Annotated in this window: 17 protein-coding genes; all 17 read right to left on the bottom strand. The window is 44.0% G+C overall.

Annotated elements, in window-relative coordinates; all coding sequences use genetic code 11:
* Nucleotides 1-17: 17 nt before the first annotated feature.
* Nucleotides 18-677: a hypothetical protein gene (locus tag Q5866_RS09275; RefSeq protein WP_099293315.1), complete on the bottom strand. Its 660-nt coding sequence runs from the start codon at nucleotides 675-677 to the stop codon at nucleotides 18-20.
* On the bottom strand, nucleotides 658-1,455 hold the full coding sequence (locus tag Q5866_RS09270) for a metallophosphoesterase (protein WP_099293317.1): 798 nt from the start codon (nucleotides 1,453-1,455) through the stop codon (nucleotides 658-660). The genes Q5866_RS09275 and Q5866_RS09270 overlap by 20 nt, the downstream gene beginning before the upstream one ends.
* A 293-nt stretch (nucleotides 1,456-1,748) precedes the next feature.
* A complete protein-coding gene (ybaK, locus tag Q5866_RS09265) occupies nucleotides 1,749-2,231 on the bottom strand; it encodes a Cys-tRNA(Pro) deacylase (RefSeq protein WP_227217809.1) in 483 nt (160 codons plus the stop codon).
* Nucleotides 2,232-2,294: 63 nt separating this feature from the next.
* Nucleotides 2,295-3,941 (bottom strand): hypothetical protein, encoded by a 1,647-nt coding sequence (locus Q5866_RS09260; RefSeq protein WP_303179913.1) that lies wholly within the window; start codon nucleotides 3,939-3,941, stop codon nucleotides 2,295-2,297.
* 23 nt (nucleotides 3,942-3,964) lie between these two features.
* A complete protein-coding gene (locus Q5866_RS09255) occupies nucleotides 3,965-5,584 on the bottom strand; it encodes an ABC transporter permease (RefSeq protein WP_303179912.1) in 1,620 nt (539 codons plus the stop codon).
* A gap of 192 nt (nucleotides 5,585-5,776) precedes the next feature.
* Entirely contained in the window at nucleotides 5,777-7,426 is a 1,650-nt protein-coding gene (locus tag Q5866_RS09250; protein WP_227217807.1) for a metallopeptidase TldD-related protein, read from the bottom strand.
* A gap of 94 nt (nucleotides 7,427-7,520) precedes the next feature.
* Nucleotides 7,521-9,224 (bottom strand): TldD/PmbA family protein, encoded by a 1,704-nt coding sequence (locus Q5866_RS09245; protein ID WP_099293327.1) that lies wholly within the window; start codon nucleotides 9,222-9,224, stop codon nucleotides 7,521-7,523.
* Nucleotides 9,225-9,731: 507 nt separating this feature from the next.
* The gene (locus Q5866_RS09240) at nucleotides 9,732-9,905 is read right to left on the bottom strand and encodes a hypothetical protein (protein ID WP_176555116.1); all 174 of its coding nucleotides are present in this window, start codon (nucleotides 9,903-9,905) and stop codon (nucleotides 9,732-9,734) included.
* Between the two features lie 91 nt (nucleotides 9,906-9,996).
* On the bottom strand, nucleotides 9,997-10,623 hold the full coding sequence (locus Q5866_RS09235) for a hypothetical protein (RefSeq protein WP_099293335.1): 627 nt from the start codon (nucleotides 10,621-10,623) through the stop codon (nucleotides 9,997-9,999).
* 124 nt (nucleotides 10,624-10,747) lie between these two features.
* Nucleotides 10,748-11,350 carry an N-acetylmuramoyl-L-alanine amidase gene (locus Q5866_RS09230; RefSeq protein ID WP_292269409.1) on the bottom strand — a complete coding sequence of 201 codons (603 nt, stop codon included), beginning with the start codon at nucleotides 11,348-11,350 and terminating at the stop codon, nucleotides 10,748-10,750.
* Nucleotides 11,351-11,401: 51 nt separating this feature from the next.
* Nucleotides 11,402-11,770: a 3TM-type holin gene (locus Q5866_RS09225; RefSeq protein WP_099293337.1), complete on the bottom strand. Its 369-nt coding sequence runs from the start codon at nucleotides 11,768-11,770 to the stop codon at nucleotides 11,402-11,404.
* On the bottom strand, nucleotides 11,767-12,036 hold the full coding sequence (locus Q5866_RS09220; protein WP_186976506.1) for a hypothetical protein: 270 nt from the start codon (nucleotides 12,034-12,036) through the stop codon (nucleotides 11,767-11,769). Before Q5866_RS09220 ends, Q5866_RS09225 begins: the two co-directional genes overlap by 4 nt.
* A 29-nt stretch (nucleotides 12,037-12,065) precedes the next feature.
* Nucleotides 12,066-12,764, bottom strand: coding sequence for a hypothetical protein (locus Q5866_RS09215; RefSeq protein ID WP_303179911.1), 699 nt, complete (start codon nucleotides 12,762-12,764; stop codon nucleotides 12,066-12,068).
* Nucleotides 12,761-13,387, bottom strand: coding sequence for a DUF6266 family protein (locus Q5866_RS09210; protein ID WP_227217801.1), 627 nt, complete (start codon nucleotides 13,385-13,387; stop codon nucleotides 12,761-12,763). The genes Q5866_RS09215 and Q5866_RS09210 overlap by 4 nt, the downstream gene beginning before the upstream one ends.
* Nucleotides 13,388-13,596: 209 nt before the next feature.
* Nucleotides 13,597-15,186 carry an ATP-binding protein gene (locus tag Q5866_RS09205; protein ID WP_099294674.1) on the bottom strand — a complete coding sequence of 530 codons (1,590 nt, stop codon included), beginning with the start codon at nucleotides 15,184-15,186 and terminating at the stop codon, nucleotides 13,597-13,599.
* A gap of 449 nt (nucleotides 15,187-15,635) precedes the next feature.
* Entirely contained in the window at nucleotides 15,636-16,322 is a 687-nt protein-coding gene (locus tag Q5866_RS09200; RefSeq protein WP_303179910.1) for a hypothetical protein, read from the bottom strand.
* Nucleotides 16,319-17,050 (bottom strand): hypothetical protein (locus tag Q5866_RS09195; protein WP_303179909.1); only part of this gene is annotated, 732 nt, incomplete at its 5' end. The genes Q5866_RS09195 and Q5866_RS09200, both read right to left, overlap by 4 nt.

Here is a 17,050-nt window from a genome sequence, read left to right as displayed (position 1 = left end):
GCCAGAATTCCACTCGTTTACAAAATATGGAACTTCAACCCGAACGAGAGGCTCAGAATATCGACCATCTTCACGTATTGATTCGTGAACTTCGAGATCAAGTACAGGTCACAAGTACTCAACTCGTAATATACCGTGATTCGACGGAAAGGAAAATTCTCTTTCATGTTCAGCGCGATACGTTGTCCCAGAAAAGCGTGGAAACGAACACGAGTCGAAAATTTGTAATAGTTATTCGGGTACTTCTCCGGTTCTTTCACCCAGAAATCACTTGCCAGCACGGTATTCACAAACAATCCCGTTTCAAGCGGCTCCAGCACCCAATTTTTCCCCAAAGAAACTTCCCAAGGCACATAATTTTGTTTCAACGTGAGCGTTACCTTGGTTTTATTAGATGAAAACCCCGGTACAAAACCAAACATAAACTCGGTTTCCCATTGCCGTTGCCGACCGTAGTCCCACCCCATACCTGCCGAGAGTAACCCGATCGAGCCGGCAAATTGCAAGTTTTGATACTTCGGGATCAAACTATTCCATTGATTTTGGTAACGTTCCAGTTTTCTTTTATGCCGTTCTGCACGTCTTTCCTCCCGATCATCCTTCTCGTCCCCCATCGCCCACGTGGTAAACGAAAGCAACACGGCCATAATTCCCGCTTTAATAATAGACCACTTCATACTCGTACCCCTCCGGTGTTAAAGTAAATAACAGATAATTTTTATCTTTCATACAACTACAACCTATATAAGGAATCCCGTCGTCAAAATGCTCCTCGTGGCGCAAACGATGACTATGGGCATGCATACAAAACTCCATACCCGGAAATGTTTTCAACATCGTGTGAAATACGAACCCCACGTTATTATTAAACTCGATATCCCCGGGTGGCACGTGCATAACCGGAATTGTCCGGGAAATACCGACGGTATCCTGCAATTCCGAATAGATAAACGAAAAATCGGGCACCGGATGAGAATAATCGAACTCCAGCGCGTTCGTGTTCACGCAAAGAAAAAGATTTTCGCCCGCACGAAAAGAAAAGTTCTCTTCCCCGAACACGTCAACAAACACATCCATCCCGTTCCCCAGTATATCGTGATTACCGAGCAAAGCCACGTAAGGTACACGTAACTTACCCATGATATCCCGTATCCACAGGAATTCTTTTGTCAACCCGAAGTCCGAGATATCCCCGCCGTGAATCACGAAATCCACGTCATCTCTTTTGTTCATGTGTTTCACGAAAGCCTCCGTCTCGTCATACCAGCGTTGAGTATCTCCCATGAGTACAAACCGTACCGTATCCTTATCGCGACACGCTTCCTCGATCAACGGGATATTCTTCTTGTTAATATCCAATTTCCCCGATAAACGGACATCATAAGGATGATACTCTATCAAATCACAACCGGCTATAAACATAGCCATCCAAAATAAAAAAATCCATTTTCTCATATCCAACACTTTTTTCCCAAATAATGCAAAAAGCAGACCAAACAGTATAAACGTTGAAATAAAAAAATATGCCCTAAACAGACACAGATATCAAAAATTATTTTATCTTTGTTTAGAAACTCGTGCAGGTAGTTCTTTTCCATGTGATGTGTATTGCTTTTTCATAACTAAGATGAATAAAATTCAAATAAAAAGATAGCGCACGATAATCGTCCGCTGAACAAAAGAACGCTATACGCGAGTCAGACGGGGGCTGTTGGCACAGTCCCCGTTATTCGTGAAATTTACATATCTTATCCTATTAACGGACAAACCGTAGCCCTGACATACCCGATCAAATCTTCTGGTTTTAAACGAATTTGCAACCCCCGCACTCCGGCGCTGATGAAAATATATTCAAATTGCAGACATGAATCGTGAATAAACGTGGGAAAAGCCTTCTTCATCCCGATAGGAGAACAACCGCCCCGGATATATCCGGTCACGGGAAGTAATTCTTTCATAGGGATCAAATCGGCCTTCTTATTCCCGGATGCTTTCGCCGCCAACTTCAAATCGACCTCATGATCTCCGGGAATCACGCAAACGAAGTGACCGTTCCGATCACCATGCAGCACGAGGGTTTTGAACACTTGTGCGATATTCTCTTCCAATTGCGCCGCCACGTGTGTCGCGGCCAAATCATGCTCGTCTACCTCATAGGGAATCAACTCGTAGGCGATTTTTGCCTTATCCAACAACCTTGCCGCGTTAGTCTTGTTTACCTTCTCTTTCATAATCCCTTGTTTTGCGGAAACAAAAATACACAAATTTCATCGAAACATACTTGAAAGCACACCTCATCTTTTCACGGGCACCCATCGCACTGCATCGGCGAATATAAGCTGCACGGCATCCCCTTCCCACCCGTAGTCTTCCGTTTTCTCCCAACTTAACGAATCCCCTCCCCGGTCACTTAGCAAAACACTGTATTCCCCTGCATTAAAATCAAATTTACCCAAAGAGATCCATCCGGCGTCCTCGTTATCCAGTATAACTTCCACGTCTGTCATTCCCTCGTTGGAACCGATCCGGTAAAAAAGCCGGGCACCCTTTATAAACGTACCGCGAGCGGGTGTCACCTGGATATTCGGCACATACACCAAAACATCGTACACCCCGGGAGCATCAATTTTCACTCTCCATTCCACTTCCGATTTTCCCGTTCCGGCTATTTTATAATAAGCACTTTTCACGATATCGCCATAACACTCGGAACTGGTCACGTGAGTCCAACGTTCGTGGTCATAGATATATTCATACTTTTTATGCTCTGTTTTTTCAGAGAAATAAGCTGCCAACTTCTCTCTCTTTTTCTTCTCGTGAATAATCACGTTATCATCATCGACAACCAAACCCGGTTCTTTCCTTAAAAACACGGTACTGTCAGTGTCCCAGATACCGGTACGCCCGTTTTTTGTTTTCTCCAACCGATTTTCACCAAACTCCATAAGCTTATTCCCGGGAATATTCTGACAAAGATTCATATCCAAGAAAAAATAATCGTCACTTCCGAGCACAATTCGTATCTCGTTACAGCCGCGCGCCGGAACAAGGAAACTATGTTTTCCGGAAGAACTCCCTCCCTCTCCGGAAGTCCCCCTCTCGAGAATAGTGACAGTCCCATCCATCGGCGAAGGATTATACACTTTACAACTTGCTATCTTTTGCGCATATTTCTCTTCCTCGAACAATTCCACTTTCATATCCCTTACATAAAAAACAGGCAGCATTTTCCCCTCGTAATACTTATCCAGAATATCACGGACATCTATCCCGAAACGAGCCTCGAACGCCTGTACAAACACGTCCAGCTCTATCCCGGCAAAAGCATGTCGCTTCTTGAAATCTTTCGCAAAATCCACCAATTCCGACCTCCCCACGAGAGCCCGTAAATGACTCTCAATCTGAGCATATTTTCTATCCAACAATATACGCAGGTTATTCAATTTAATATCTTTATCCTCCAAAGCTTCCCGCAACGACTTGCCATCCCAATAATCCACCACTTCTTCATACTCCATATCTTCCGAGAAATAAATCATCGGACCGCGATACATCTCCTCTGCCGCCAGCAAATGATTAATGATACCCCCGACGCCCGGGTATTTGTCCGATGCCACGATTCCCCCGAAATCTTCAAACATGGCAACACAATTGAACGCCCCATCCTGAAGATTCAAAACCAAAATATTCCGTAAAGCGTCACTTTCCAATTCAAAACGCGTACGTTCATCATTTTCCCATGGCCAATACTGTACACGAAAATAATAAGCACTATACATTTTTTCCGGAACAAATATCATCTCCGGCAGAATAAACTCGCTTCCCACACTCCCTTTTCGTTGATAGGGAATAAAATTCACGGGTGTTTCCACCACGGCAAAACGCCGGTACGGGTAATCGCCTCCCTTGTATTCCCAAACCTGACTTATAGGTTCTTGCAAAAGTATTTTCACGGAATCTGCACTCACCGTATAATCTCGTTCAAAAAAATCATGCCCCGGAAAATGTCCATTTCCAAAGAATCCAAAACAATACTCTTTTTCTCGTAATGCCCCAAGCTCAAACTTAAACGGGGCAAAGGGTTACGGTTTTCAAAACTAGCCACGTTCTCTTTCACGTTCATATTTCCCTGAGAAATCGCCGTTCTTTCTCCCACGTTCTCGACATGCAACGTATAACGGGTAAAATCATATCGACGAGTCAAAGGAGATAATATATTTACCGTGGGCACACTCACCGGATACCATAAACACTCGGGAACAAGAAATGTATAATCATCACCCACGCGGGCATAACACCATCCGTGACGAAAAAATTGATGAGGGCGTCGGGAAAAAAGGACTAAACGCGTATCATGGAACTCTTTATCCGTGAAATCGGGATAACAGACCGCTTCATCAATAAATCCTTCGTACTCCATGCGAAGATTCAGTTCCTCCCCGGAATCCAATTCCCGATCCACGATAACAACCTGCCCCTCACGCGTGAAAGGTACGGTATTTTCCTCCCGATCCCTCAAACTTGTCACCTGCAAACCGGGATTCAGGTACAGTATCGGATTCTTCAACCGGTTCGTGCGCTCATTCTCAAGCACCAGTTCACTTGTCACGTACATTCTTTCCCCTGCTTGACGGAAACGGATATCATGAGTTTTCACGTGCACGTTATCCACTCCCGCATACTTTTGAAATACTTCCCGGTACATTTCTCTCCGTGCATTTATTCCTTGAAACTTCCCGACATACAAAAATCCGTCAAAAACTCCCGCCAGAATAAAAACAATCCCGAATCCCCGAATGATTCGAATCACCCTGCTCCGATCCGACAATCGCTTCATCATTCCCACGGCTAACAGGATGAACCCGATACCGGACAACATGAAAATCCCTCTCTGCAATACTGTCCATGCCGGTTTTGCCAACCCCGTCACATCCGAGAACAAAAGCGGCAAAGCCCGTCCCCACGGGTCAAACACACCCCATAAAATCTCCCCTGTCCCGAAATAAAACGCCCCCAACAAAGCAAATAAAACAAGAATTGCCAAAGCATGATTCTTTATTTGATTGACAATAATTAATCCCAAGCCCAACACGAAAATCAACGAGGGAATCGTCAACACGACCATATAAATCAAATAAATTCCCGGCTGAAAAGTCCCCGGCTCCCCAAACAACAAATGTACCCCCATCCCACACGCCATCGTCAACACGTTCATCAACAAACACACCTCCAGTATCCCCAACACCTTTCCGGTCTGGTATATCGTATTCGTCACGGGACGGCTTAAAAACACCACGTTCGTTTCCAAACGTCGATCCCTCCTGACAAAATCCACCCCGACAAAGATGACCATGATTCCCTGCACCAGACTATATAACCACGCGTTCAAATAAGGAATATAGGAAGGCAAAGCGACCTCCGCCCAAGAACTAATTCCCCATCTTCCCCCTCCTTGCCATAACCATTGAAACCCGGTAATACCGACTAACACACAAATCATGAAAATCCAGAATAACTTCCCGCGTGCTATCAGTCTCCGCTCGTAACGAGCTATCAGGCGAATATTGTCAAATGTCTTTCTCATTTTAATACCAATTACATACCCATCCCTTCACAAAGGTAGTTTTTAAAACTAAAAGATAAAAGCTAAAAACTAAAAGTTACGTATATTATAACTTCTAGTTTTTAGCTTTCAGAATCCGGTTTATTCGTAAAATAAACCTGTAACTCGCCGCAGGCGAATGTAACCTGCAACCTGTAACTCGCCTCCGGCGATTTATCTCTGCAACGGGAATTTCAATACCGGTTCTTTCTCTTTCTTCGGTTCAGACTTGTTGATCTCCACGTCTTCAATCAAAATAGAAGCCGGGTAAATCAACGAAGACAACACCTGACGGTTCAAAATATAATTGGACACATTTTCCTTGCTGGAAATATCCAATACCCGTTTGATTTTCGACAGATTAATCGCGGAAACATCACCGAAACGAACCTGCGTTTCGCTACCGTCTTTCACGTCTACCTTGTAAATCCGGGAAGCTGTTCCTGCCATACTACGCACGATATAGGCATAATCCAATCCCTCGTCCTTGGCTGCCTTAATCAAGGCCTTTTTCATCTTATCCTGCTTCGTACCTTTATCCACCTCGATATGAATTGTTCCCGGTGCCGTCACGTAAACAATGTCCTGTCCAGTCATCACGAATCTGGAACTACCCGTGGAATGAGGAGTCTTCAATGAAGGTACTCGCCCGTTCAACATCTGGCGTAAAATACCTTTATCCACCAGCGTCATCTCCTTTGCCGGAACAACACCTTCCGCGTCAATCTCGTAAGCTCCCAATAACGGCACCCCGTTATATTTATCCAACGTGCTGTAATTCTTTACCGTCAAACGGTTATCCATGATCTTTCTTCCGATACGTCCGTCCAAAGTCTTGGCTGCACCTCCACGACCGCCTTCAGGTTTCCGGTAAGCGAACAATCCGCCTTGATTCAACAAGTTGTTCGTGAAAATAGCTGAACTGGCACCATCCTCGAAAAGCACCGGACCGGAATAAAACTCTTCCACTTCGGGAGCATCTTTCAATTTAATCAGATTCTCGGCAAAAGCTTTTACGTTTTTCTTCAGCTCTTCCAGTGAAGGCATATCCTGCGGACGAGCCACCAACACGGAATAGACATCTCCGATTTTCACGCCGTCCGCCGTGTTCACGAATCCCTGTGCATAGAAATTAACGTAAGAAACCGGTTGCTTCATGGTTACCCCTTCGCTGGTTTGCTTGTACACTTCCATGTCCAGCCCGCTGATACCCACGGATGAATTGTAAATATCCTTGTAACCCTTGAAAATAGCGGAAAGTTCGCGAATCGCGTTTTCCCACTCTTTCATGTTAATATCATAGGGCTTGCTCTCCACTATTTTCGTGATCGGCTCTGCCTTTACCAGATCAGGCAATGCTGCCTCTTCCGGTGTTTGCGGGTTAGCTTTCAAGGCAGCCTCTTTAGCGGCTGATTCCTGTAATGCCCATTTATAAGCAGCATCCGTCACCAACCAGTAGTTCTGACGAATCATATCATAATCCGCCTCGGCAGGCATACCTATTTTCAAGAATTGACCGATGTAACGGGAATCACTCGTGTTGTCATAATTTCCCAACAGCAATTGCGAAGAACCGATACCCATCCAAGGTAATTCCATTGAACTCGTGATAGCCCCCAACACTCCCGATACCTCGAATTGACGATATCTTCCTAGAGAATAGGACAAATAAAACGGCTTATCCATTCCCGGCAAAGCCAAATTTTCCTTATTTCTCTGCAACTCATCCTGCATGGCTTTAAAAATCACCTGATCTTGCTCGCTTTGTGCGACAACCGGACCGAGCAGCAGGAAAAACAATAATAGTGATAATATATATTTCATCGTATTAATTTTAGATTTAATGATTTTAGATTTTAGATTTCCCCGCTCATGCCAACACTCCTTTTAACTCTAAATTCTAAACGTCAAATTTCTTTTAGTTTTTAGCTTTTTTCTCCAATCCCGGAGCCGATAAAATCGGTAAAATATCCTGTGATTTGGCTTTCCGTTGCGTTTCTACTTTGTTTACCAAAATAGTCGGAGAAATTGCCGTAACAGGGATAGAACCGGACTCGGCACCACACATACCCGTGAATACACGAGCGTCATTTCCCGCGTAAATAATATTCGAGAACATGGAAAGGGGAGTTCCGATCAGATCCACGCCGCGTACCAATTGGTCGGGACGACCGTCCGCGAACACTTTGTACACTTCCAACGGGGTAACGTTAAAGGAGTTCGTTCCCCCTTTTCCGGTGAACGTGAATCCACTCGTTACCTCTTTAAAGAAATAACCGTATTCTTTACCTTGTTTTTTCACTTCCTCGATCAACAATTGGCGCAACTCTTCCGGAGTTTTCGGGTTAGAAGTCTCAATCACCAAATTAGACTGGCGAGATACCGGATCAAATCCCCCCATAGCCCGCGCGTGCCCGTTCGAGCGAGGATGCCCGTCAATCGGGGTGCGAGTCATCAGGAACTCGTTCAACTTGCCGTTCACAACCACGTCTACCCGTTCAGCCTTCACACCTTGGTCGTCATATTTATAGAAACCGTTCAAATCCTCCCCGGCATATTCCCGGATTGTCGGGTCATCATACACGTGCATATCAGCAGGCAACACGTACTCACCAACCATTTTTTTGAACGTCTGTCCGTCACTCTCGCTCTTCATGCGTTGTCCTTCAACACGGTGACCGAATATCTCGTGGAAGAATACCCCGCTGGCAGGACCGGACAACAAAGCCGGACCCGTGTAGGGATCTACCATCGGAGCGACACGCAATGCTTCAAGAGTTTTTACCATTTCTTTCGCGTCGGCGATGATCTTGTCGTTTGACGGCAGATCTTTCGGATCATAAGCAAAATAAGAAAGATTCAACGGCAATTCCATTCCGTCGTCAGCCTTCGTCTCCCCGAATACCATAATCCGAGCATACGGCAGATTCTGAACAACCTCCGTACCTTCGCTATTCACGAAATAACGTCTTTCCACGGTATAAATCATCATAGCGTCACCTTGCATGATTCCGGGTTGATTTTTGAACACGGCGGAAATTTCCTTCAACCGTTTCGCCCACTCGTCCAGATCAATTTTAGTTTTTTCTACCGGAAGCGGAGCCTCGTAATACTTTTCTACCGGAACTTCCGAGAAATAAGGAGCCTTATCCTCTTCCTCCACGTTCACCGTCGTCTGCGCTTTGGTTCTTTGGTACATATCCACGGCAAACTTGTAACGGTTGTTTGTCTCGTTCCAGATAGCTTGACGAATGGCATCTTCATTATTATCCTCGTCCAAAGGCAATCTGGCTGACGAAGGCTGTTGCGCCCCCATCTGGGCGAACTTGAAATTATCTAATGTTGCATCTCCCAAACGAATTTGCGGTACTAAAGTCCGGGAACGATATTGCTGACTGTTCATCAACGCCCCGAAAGAAGTGGATACCACGGACGTGGTCACATCAATAACCCTGTAATTCATGTGATACGGGGGAAACTCTTCGCCTTTCAGTTCCTTCATCTGTTGTGCCAACTCTTCCTTGAGTAAACTCAACAACTTATCCTGTGCCTGCCCGTAAGTTTTCGGTACAAACAACAAGGTGAGAAAGCAACTCAAAATAATCCATACTGTTTTTCTCATGTGTGTAATAGTTTTAATCTTGTAAATAATAAATAGTCTGAAAACACGCACTATTTTCGCTAACAAATATAAAACGATTCTGTATGGTTACAAAATGCAATCGATTTAAATTTTAGTTAAACCCGAGAAAAAATAAAAAAAGGGGATTTCCCATCACGGTACTTTCACCCTCCTAGACAAATTAGAATTCAAAAAACATTACATTTACATGTAACTATCTTGTAAAAAAAACGTTTTCAAAAAAGCCTCCGGTTATTAAATAGAACGTCAACTCGGATTTAACAAAAAAAGTGTATGCACACTTCCGGAGGCTTATTCCTTCATTTGTGCTATACACTTCTTTATTATTTCTCGAATTGACAAAGCAAAGGTATAGATTTCTTTATTAAAAACCACATAAAAATAAAATAATTTATACTTTAATTCCGACCTTCAATATTCCACCTGTTACCTCCCTACTATATTCTTCGTCAATATCACACACCTATTACACTATGTGTAAATAGGTTAATCAAATCTTCCTATTCTCTTTCCCCATCGTCGTTTCAACCAAGCCACAACCACGGAACTCACGATTCCCCCGATAATACTGATCACTCCGGCAAACAAATGATCTGCCATCTGCGACAACACCGAATTAAAACTCAATGTCGAGAACATTCCTATTATAAAATAATTCATACGATTGAAAGTTGAAAATTGAAAATAATAGAAGCCAGCCGCCCCGACGCAAAGCCCCGTGCGACTGAAATCTAAAATCAAAAATGGCAAATCAAGAAATCAATAAGCTGTCTGATGCCATCTTCCCATTATCCAGCGTGGCGAAGCAATACGCTTTAACCTTGGTGTTGTCCCACTCATCCGGTAGCGCATAACTCGTGCTACCACCTTCACCGCGGACTCTCAACGTTATTAATCTCGCCCGCTCTCGTACCGTCTCGTACAACACGCCATACACTTGATCTCCGGCAAACGCGTACCCGTCCTCTTCCTCTTGCATCTCTTGCACAAACTGGAACTTCTTACTTTCCTCATCATAATTCACGGTCACCTTTGGCGGATTAAGCATCCCCGCGGCAACCTGCAAAAGATCGAAATCTATTGTTCCCACGTTTTTCTCATCCACGGTTACCGCTTTCATATTCCGTGCCACGAAAGCATTCGACGTGGTCCCGTTCCCCACACCCGCGAAGCCTTTCCGAATGATCGGCAGAAGACTTCGGGATAACTGTACCACAGCTTTCATTTTCGCCCGCTGTACCAGTATCTCCGGTGTCGGGTTGTCTTTCCTTGAAAAAACTTTCGCTTTCGCGATATTTTTCCTTCTCGTGTAACACAACGTGATGTTACCTACTGATTTTCTCGCTTTACCTAACAAATAAGAATTAAATTCTGCCATAAAACAATTGAAAATTAAAAGTTGAAAATTGAAAATTTACTTATTCTGTGATTGCCGATTAAACGATTCCGTAATTACATAATCATAAATCGGAAATCACTCAATCAAAATCGGAAGTCATAAATCATAAATTTTTAAACGCCTCTTCCAACGCCGGTCCCGGATCCTGTTTTCTTGTTGTTATATCCGAGTGGCCTACCACGTTCTTGATCGGGTAATGTTTTTGAAGCAATCGGCAAACTTGTGCCAATACCTGAACCTGTACCCGCGTGTAGCGATGCCAAAAAGTCGGCACGTCCCCCTTGTCATCCGTGTACACCTCTTCTACCGGGACCTCCCGACCACATTCGGCAAAAAACTTTTTCCCTTTCTGCCGGAGTTTCCCGAGATTATCCAACTCGATCCCGATAGAATAATGATTCAATTCGGCACGTCCCGCGTACCAGCTTCTTCCGGCATGCCATGCCTCGATATTGAACGGCACAAGTTGAAAAACTTTCCCGTCCCGCCCGATTACCAGATGTGCCGAAGCCGCCACATCCGGCCGGGTAAGATAAATCGCGGAAGATTCACCACTCACACCCGCGGTATAATGCAACACGATCATATCCGGCTCCTTTAACGGGCGTGTATTCTTCGAACACACCAAATGCACCACCCCATCCCCGTCACCCATCAAACGATGGTTGACAATTGAAAATGGAGAATTAAAAATTGAAAATGCCATACTAAATAATTTAAAGTTTAAAACCTAATCGACAATCATTAAATCACTGAATTAGCGCCGCTTGCGCGTGAAAGCCTGCATGATTTTCTCCCCGCTCCTTCCCACCACGTATCCGCCTATTCCGATTTCCAGTAAATCCCAGAAGCGGGAAGTATCGGAGAGAATCGGCAGACTCGTGAAAGTACCGACAAGAACAATCAAGGCAAATATCAACATTACCAACGGTCGCCACGAGCGTTGTAACCAATTGCCACGAGCTTCTTCCACCAACACGGCAGTCCGAGCTTCCATCACCCGTTGTTCCCACTCCATGAACACCCGCAACAGATCCGTTTCCAGTTGCTTTTTCTCCCTCGCCGGGAGCGTCAGGCGATCGACCAACTCGCCAACCGCACTGACAATTCCGGTTACAGGCTTCATTTCCAGCCTTGAATTTTAATAAAATCCGACGGATAATAATACCTCCTCCCACAAATCTGACATTTCCGCACCTTATCTTTCTCCGCGTACCGTTCCAAAGTGCGGCGGTGAATCTCCAATTTTTTGCATAAAGCCTCCTCACTCATCATCTGCTCGAAAGGAGATTGTTTCAACTCCCGCAACCTCGACTCGATCATGCACAAACGCAGAGAAATACCTTCTTGCAGCTCGACTACCGTCACCAGTAACTTTTCATTCTTTTCCATCGTTCATTATAAATATAGGATTAATATTATCACCATCTCCTCGCATCCAATTTTTCAATATGATCTTCCAGCGACGTCCTCAATCGCTCGATCAACGCCGTCGGGTGGGGTCTTGCCAGCGACTTGCTGATCAACGAGTAATAATCCGGGTTCAAAGGCAGATTCCATACCCGGCAGAAAAAACGAATAAACTCCTTTTCCGCCATATCCCCCGTCAGACACCGAACGATACCCGAACGATAGAAACAAGCCAACAACTCCCCCAGTTCCATATCGTCTAACGACAGGGTAAACACGGAAGGCAACACCGCAGGTTCCGAACAAAAACATCGGGCATAACGCAGGTACGACTCTCTCTGCACCAGCACGAAACGATTGATCATTTCCCGTGTATCGGCATCCAGCTGTTTGAACTGCACCAACTCATCTCCCCGCGTAATCCTCAAGTAGCGATGCAATGTCCCGTCTTTCCGGGGTGAGAACACCTCTTCCAATTCCAACACCCGTTCGCTCAACATCTTCCAGATCATAAAACTCCGCTGTCCCCGGACTGCAGTCTCCGCCATCATCGGACAAACCGCCAATTCCAGATCCAAAAGTTCCAAACGCATCCCCCCTTCCCATTCATAACCGTTATAACGAATCGGAGCTGCAGGATCGCCCGTCAATTCCGCCTTTGCCTCAAACAATAGATTCAAGTACTTCAATAAATCATTTTTCTTGCTCATATCTTCAGGTATTGTGTATTAGAAAACGCTTTCCTGTCGGGAGTCCCGAAAAAACAATAAATATGCACCCGGGTTCCTTTTCTCCTCGTCAACGGGAATGTCACCTTTTCATCCAAACGCTTGGCCCCGATTCCCTCCACGACTACCGGGGAAAAAGAACGATTCCCGTACAACAACACGACAGTCAACCCGTCGTCGGCATCCCCGAATCCGTCCCACGTGTCAGCCTCCCATCGCAATGTCACCCGGTCTTCAGCGTCCACCTCCGCCTCCAACTCGTACACACCCCGGCGTTTCCCTGCCGAGAATTGCAGTAACGAAAAATCCCCGATTTTCCCGTTCGCCTTAAAGGCTTCCAGATTCATCTTCATAAACAAGGAAAAACCATTCATCCTTGTCCCTTTTGCCGATACATCCAGCACATCCCGCAACGAAGTTTCTTTCAATTTCTGGTAAAAACGCACTGCCACCCGGAACCTCGAACGTACCGCCTGCTGTTTCGGCGTATTGGGATCATTTCTATTCACCGCCAACGCCCTCGCGAACGTTTTTCCGTTCATGGTACAGAAAACGGTGTTCCCCACTTTCCCCCGAATCTTAAATAAACTACTTACTTCTGCCATAATTTTTCATTTAAAAATTTATACTCCAAAATCCACTGACATATCGTCAAACTTTGATGATGCAAACATACAACCCTTTCACCCGTCCGCCTTGCAGGGTGAACATGGACAATTCGTGACAATAACAGACTCTCACCAAAAAAGACAAAAAAATCAGGAGATGTGGCAAAACACACCTCCTAATGAATTACAATTTTTTCCGCGAACTATTACTCGACCACCTTCCAATCCGACACTGTTCCCGTTTCCGACGAGAAACTAACCCCGATACGATACAGCCGACGCTCATCTTCCAAGTAAGGCAACGCGTACCCCTTCTCCTCTATCTGGCGCAATGCCTCGTCCGCCGTACCGTCCAACTTGAATTCGAAAATATAAATATAATGATCGGTCTCGATGATACAATCCACTCGTCCCTCGCTCTGCTGCTTCTCCGTGTAAACCGTGTAAACGCTAACCAAACGCATCAACAAATAGAACGTGTAATGAAAATACCGCTCTTTCTCACGTTCGTTTTCCTTACGACGCATCGTGTAAGGAATACTACTCAAAAACGAGGTCAACAAGCGACGGAATTTTTCCGTGTCACCATCCTGTAAGGTATCCACCGTATCCTGTACCCAATTATTAATGCTTGTTCGCGGCTTCAAGTAATCTGAAGCCACCATGGTCAAGAAACCGTTTTTCACCTCGTTATTCGGGAAATCGAGCAAAAACGTGTTACGACGCATATTGTATCCTTTGATCGTCAAGTAACCACTCTGGTAGATCATCGGTAAAGGTTTTTCAACGTCTGCCTTGTAATCCACAAATTCAGGAGTTTCATAATAACGCCCCGTCAGTTCATTCAGATTTTCTCTAGTGTGATTCAATAGACGAATAAGATAAGACGGGGTACCACTCCGGAACCAATAATCTTGAATCATCATTGCATCCAAAGCATTCAATAAACTGAACGGATTATAAACATCCACTAACCGCGGACCGAAATGATAACCGTCATACTGACGTTTCAACAACTGCCTCATCCCTTCCGCATCATAATGATAAACCTCTGCCATCTCCGTCATGGGTGATGCAAAATAATAATCCAACTCATCTTGCGTAATCCCGCAAAGAGCCTCATACCGACCATCCATACTGATATCTTTCGGTTGATTGAAACCACTGAACACGCTCACCTGCGAGAATTTCGTCACTCCTGTCAGGAAAACAAATTGCAAATGCTCGTCAGCCGCCTTGAAAACAGAATAAAAACCTTTCAGTACCCCACGGTTCCATTCCTCCAGCAGCATCCGGTTGCCATCCACGGTCACCTCTATATTTGTATCCAACACGTCAAGAATCGGCTTGTCATATTCGTCTATCAACACCACGGCTCGATGCCCCGTCCACTCGTGTGCTTTCTCTAGCAATTGGATAAAACGATCCCCCACGTCCAAACCTCCATTTTCTAAACCGAATTCTTCCTCCCAACGGGATACATATCCTTGGAGCACGTTCTCTAACGTTTCCCCTTTCAAAAAATTCCGTCCGTTAAAATCAATATGAAACACCGGATACACCAACCAATCCTTCTCCAATTCGTCAATCGCCAGCCCCTTGAAAAGTTCCTTCCGTCCCAAAAAATAATTCTTCAGTGTAGACACCAAAAGACTCTTCCCGAAACGACGCGGACGACTCAAAAAATAGATTTTTCCTTCTTTCACCAACGAGTAGACCAAGGCGGTCTTGTCCACGTAAACATAACCGTCCTCGATGATTTGGTCAAAACTCTGGATTCCTATCGGGTACTTCATCTTCAAAATCGTTTTAAAGTTGTTCATACAAAGATATTACAATATTTTCCATGTCCCAACATGTCAAAGAACTTTTACCGATTCCTTCTGAAAATCTGCCAATTATCTCTCACGTTAAAATCTTAACCAGCCCCTTCTCTCGTTCTTTCCCCGTTGTTCTGTCATTATTTCCCCGTTTCGAAACGACTAAACTTTGACTGCACAACGTGAGAACATCTTACCCCCTTCTCGTACTCGGCTTTTTCACACCCCTATATCGTCAGATTTTGTTGCAGCGAACATTCCTCTTTTTCAACTACCAATTTTCCAAGATAAGCATAAACAATTTTGACGATCACAGACAATAAAAAACGGGTGTAAAATAGACTGAAGTTCATTCTCTCGTGCGAGAAATTCCTTCAGTCTGGCCCAAAAGCACGCACAAAATTTACATATTTAATATTAAAATTCTATCGAGTGATCTTCATTAAATCGGGTGTCGCTTGTATCGTGTCTCGTTTAGAGCATGCATCTCCGTTTTTTTCACGTTTCTGGTTTTCTCCTGCCGCATTACAGATATCGCTTGCCAGCACACCTATGTCAAAATCATCTACCAAGAACGTTTCGTCCAAGTCAGCGGGAAGTCTTACCTTATCCACAATATCTTTTTCTATCTCATGAAGACGGTCAAGCGGGAAGTTGAGCCAGAACCCCTCGTATTTTGTCGGTAACTCCATGTATTTTTCAATTTCACTACGACGCTCAATAGACATGTTCTTGTAGTAAGTATACCGATTTTTAAAATAGAAATGAACAACTTGGAGTATTTTATACTTATCACGAGCCACACGAAGTCTTACACCAAAGGAATCCCCATTTTCCTCGAGAAATATTAATTCTTCCCGAGATAAATGATCATGCACTATTTTTCCAATTTGCTGCTCAAAACCAGCAGCTGGTAAAAGCATTATATATCGATTAGGAATCTCCTTCACTGTAGTATCAGGATTGTTAATATTTCTGAGCGTCCAATTTCTCTTATCTTCTTTTATTTCGTAAGTCACGTTTTTCGCCTTCACGATACCAATCTTATGCTTTTGAGCCACCAAGATTCCAGAAATTAATACGAATGCTAATAATAAAATAATTTTTTTCATACGTTACTTTTTATCAGATTAATAATGTTTGGAAAATAATATGTATTTGTGTCACGAATAGAAAACCATCCCTCTCCTTGATACCCTGATAAACTTTCCAAGATATCCAAAGCATCATTATACAATTTATTAAACTTTTCTTGGTTAATACCCTTCCGAAGCATTCCCGTATTTTCATCTATATAATTATCAGCTATGTCGCGTATTAGTTCGGAAAATGCGGGATTAATCAGCATTGCACCTTTTGAACCGCCTGCATTTTTAGCATATAAATATTGTGCCAAATATGCTTCTATTTCATTATTTCTACTTTTAAGAGGGGATTGGTTTTCATTCTGTAAGATGTGAACAAACTCGTGAAATAGCAATTCATCTCGATAAGGGAATTCTAACGTGTAGGGGCTATAATAAATTTTTCCTCCACCGGCAAATCCCATTTTCATCGTTCCCACGTCGGCAAAATCTGTATTTACTTCAAAATAAATGTAAGGTTTCTCCTTGCTTATAAGTTTAAGTAATTTGCTTCCCAAGGTAGTCATAGATATATATGTCACCGAATTTCCCAAAACTGCAGGATAGCCTACTTTCAGCAACTTATCAACATCAAATTCACTAGGATAATTTAAAGATTGGAACTCGGGTAAAGTTAGGACATGCTCATCAAGTTCCAGCTCGGGATTCGCACAATTCCAAACAATGCTTCCGAGAAAAATTACCAGTAAAAATTT

It is taken from the genome of uncultured Butyricimonas sp., assembly GCF_959596855.1.
Lineage (GTDB): Bacteria > Bacteroidota > Bacteroidia > Bacteroidales > Marinifilaceae > Butyricimonas > Butyricimonas muris.
The sequence above is the reverse complement of the archived record's forward strand: the minus strand, read 5'-3'. Positions and strand labels throughout refer to the sequence as shown.